Here is a 2,632-nt window from a genome sequence, read left to right on the forward strand (position 1 = left end):
GCGTAATATCCGCTTCTGGCTACCTTTAAAATGCGGCATAAATCGCTAACAGCATATTGGGAGCGGTAATCGTAGATAAACTGATATCTTATTTGCTGTTCTTGGCGAAGTATACCGCTGCTTGCTTTAAAATAGCGACTTCATTCTCTAGTTCCTTAATGCGTCGTTGCGCTTTACGGAGTTCATCCTCATCGGGTTTGAGATTCCCTGATCCGGGAAAAGCATGTTCTGGATCACTTTTATATTGTTGAATCCATTTATAGACCGTATTTTCGTGAATTCCTAGTTCCGCTGCCAAACTGGGGCAGGTTCGAGCTCCACTTAGGTAGAGTTTCACGATATCTTTTTTGAACGCTGCATCGAATCGCTGACCTTTCATGTCGGACACCTCCTGGCTTTATTGTACCAGCCATTCTTGATGTCCGCAAAAGGCATTACGGTCCAACCTATAAGGAATTGAAACTAAAGAAGAATGCGGTGCCTGGATCCGTTTCAATCGTTGATAGACTACCTATAAGGAATTGAAACTTGCCATCAGAAGCGTTATTTGTCCGGTTTACTTCTGGGTTGATAGACTACCTATAAGGAATTGAAACAATATGAACCGGAGGGGGCTGACTGATGATCAGATCGTTGATAGACTACCTATAAGGAATTGAAACCAAAAAGGTACAACGCACAAATCAATGCATACAAAGGTTGATAGACTACCTATAAGGAATTGAAACGAAACAGTAAGACACTAGGGGTAAAAATATGACATAAAAGCGTTGCTGAAAATTGCAACGTTTTTGTAATATCATGGGATTAGAGGAAGGAATATGAAATTGTAGGGTGAATCATGTACATTAAGATAATTCCGATTCTATTATTAACTTTTTAAAGGATTGATTCATTTGCATATAACTCTGCGTATGAAGGCCGACAATCAGCTAATCTTAGCGATTGATTATAACCATATTGTCCAAAGTACCATTTATCACTCGATTGATGCAGAATTGGCAGATCGTCTGCACGGACAAGGCTTTGTAGCTGATGGTCGGGTTTTCCGACTGTTTAGCTTTTCCCGGTTGACGGGCCCCTTTACTATGGATAAGCAATGCGGACAGATTACCTTTACTGGGGATGTTGATTTAGTTATATCTTCTCCGGTCATGGACTTTATCCAATCCCTTGCAAACGGACTGCTTAAGCAGGGTGGCTGGCGTCTGGGGACTCATTGGGTGGAGATTTGCGAAATTAGCGCTGAGCAAATGAAGGTAGACGGCAGCAGCGTTCTGGTTAAAACGCTGTCGCCCATTACCGTATACTCCACCATGCTGCGGCCCGACGGCAGGAAATATACCGCTTATTTTCAGCCGGGCGACCCTGACTATGACGCAATGATTACGGCTAACCTGCAAAAAAAGTATAAAGCTTTCTATGGTCAACCCGCACCGGAAGGCATGGTGCAGATCAAGCCCAGAGGAAATGTAAAAATGAACTTATTAAGATATAAAGGCATCATTATCAAAGGCTATTCCGGCGTATTAGGCTTAGAAGGCCCGCAGGAACTGTTGCAAATGGCGGTAGACGGGGGGCTGGGGAGTAAGAATGCACAGGGAATGGGATGTGTGAAATGTTATAAGCCGCCCGGAGTGGGCGGCTTATAGAGAGAATCCTTATAGGTAGAATAATGTTAATAATAGTGACCTTACATAGCTTCAGTAGACACAGAGAATCCCAAATTTCTAACGAATTCATACCGTAGCAGATTTATGCTGCATCTTTCAGCTTTAACGGTGCAACGAAACCGTTCTTTGAATGAATTCGCCGGCGATTGTAGAATAACTCAATGTATTCAAAAACAGCTCGTCTTGCATCGGCCCGCGTTTTAAACCGAACATCATAGAGCCATTCCATTTTCAACTTACCCCAAAAGGATTCCATTGGTGCATTATCATAGCAATTACCTTTTCGACTCATACTGCAGATGAATCCGTTGGCCTTTAAAAGTTTCTGGTACCGTTTACTGGCATACTGAACTCCTCGATCCGAGTGCACCAGGAGTCCTTTTGATGCTCTCGTTCGATTAACTGCATGTTTTAATGCTGAAGTAACTAACTGCGTTTTCATCCGGCTATCCATAGACCAGCCCACAATGGAATGATCGTACAAATCAAGCAAAGCAGCCAAGTAAAGCCAGCCTTCGTCTGTTTTGATGTAAGTAATATCGGATACCCACTTTTCATTACGACGAATTGTACTAAAGTCACGATTCAAAAGATTGTCTGCTACTGGCAGGGAATGCTTGGAGTTTGTGGTTGCCTTATACTTCTTCGTTGTTTTTGAACGCAACCCATTCTCACGCATAATTCTTGCTACAGTATTGACACTGGCTTTCTGACCATGTGGAAGTGCGGCCGCAACACGTGGCGCACCATAAATCCGATGATTTTTATAAAATACATCTTTGACAGCTGCTAATAATTCTTTTCTACGCCTACGCCGAAGACTAAGAGGCCGTTTTACAAAAGCATAATAACCGCTCCTTGATACTTGCAATGCCTGGCACATCTTCGCAATCCGAAATTTGGAGCGATGCTCGTAAATAAACTCGAACTTTTTTATTTCTGATTTTTCGCGAAGTAGG

At 42.7% G+C, this 2,632-nt stretch carries 3 protein-coding genes and 1 CRISPR repeat array; of the genes, 1 reads left to right on the forward strand and 2 read right to left on the reverse strand.

Annotation, left to right across the window (positions count from 1 at the left end):
• Nucleotides 1-88: 88 nt before the first annotated feature.
• Nucleotides 89-379 (reverse strand): transposase, encoded by a 291-nt coding sequence (locus P22_RS19795; protein ID WP_054261958.1) that lies wholly within the window; start codon nucleotides 377-379, stop codon nucleotides 89-91.
• A gap of 54 nt (nucleotides 380-433) precedes the next feature.
• Nucleotides 434-728: direct repeats of the CRISPR family, unit length 30 nt; unit sequence GTTGATAGACTACCTATAAGGAATTGAAAC.
• Nucleotides 729-896: 168 nt separating this feature from the next.
• On the opposite strand from P22_RS19795, the gene cas6 reads away from it, so the two are divergent.
• Complete coding sequence (cas6, locus tag P22_RS19800) at nucleotides 897-1,652, forward strand: CRISPR-associated endoribonuclease Cas6 (protein ID WP_216598123.1); 756 nt, start codon at nucleotides 897-899, stop codon at nucleotides 1,650-1,652.
• A 103-nt stretch (nucleotides 1,653-1,755) separates the two neighbouring features.
• Here cas6 and P22_RS19805 read toward each other — a convergent pair.
• The coding region (locus P22_RS19805; RefSeq protein ID WP_082378576.1) for an IS3 family transposase at nucleotides 1,756-2,632 on the reverse strand (877 nt) is incomplete at its 5' end.

Origin of the sequence: Propionispora sp. 2/2-37 (genome assembly GCF_001298735.1) — a bacterium.
Lineage (GTDB): Bacteria > Bacillota > Negativicutes > Propionisporales > Propionisporaceae > Propionispora.

Excerpts from the sequence above, each read along its gene's own strand:
- P22_RS19795 (WP_054261958.1), bottom strand. The coding sequence starts at position 379 with ATGAAAGGTCAGCGATTCGATGCAGCGTTCAAAAAAGATATCGTGAAA.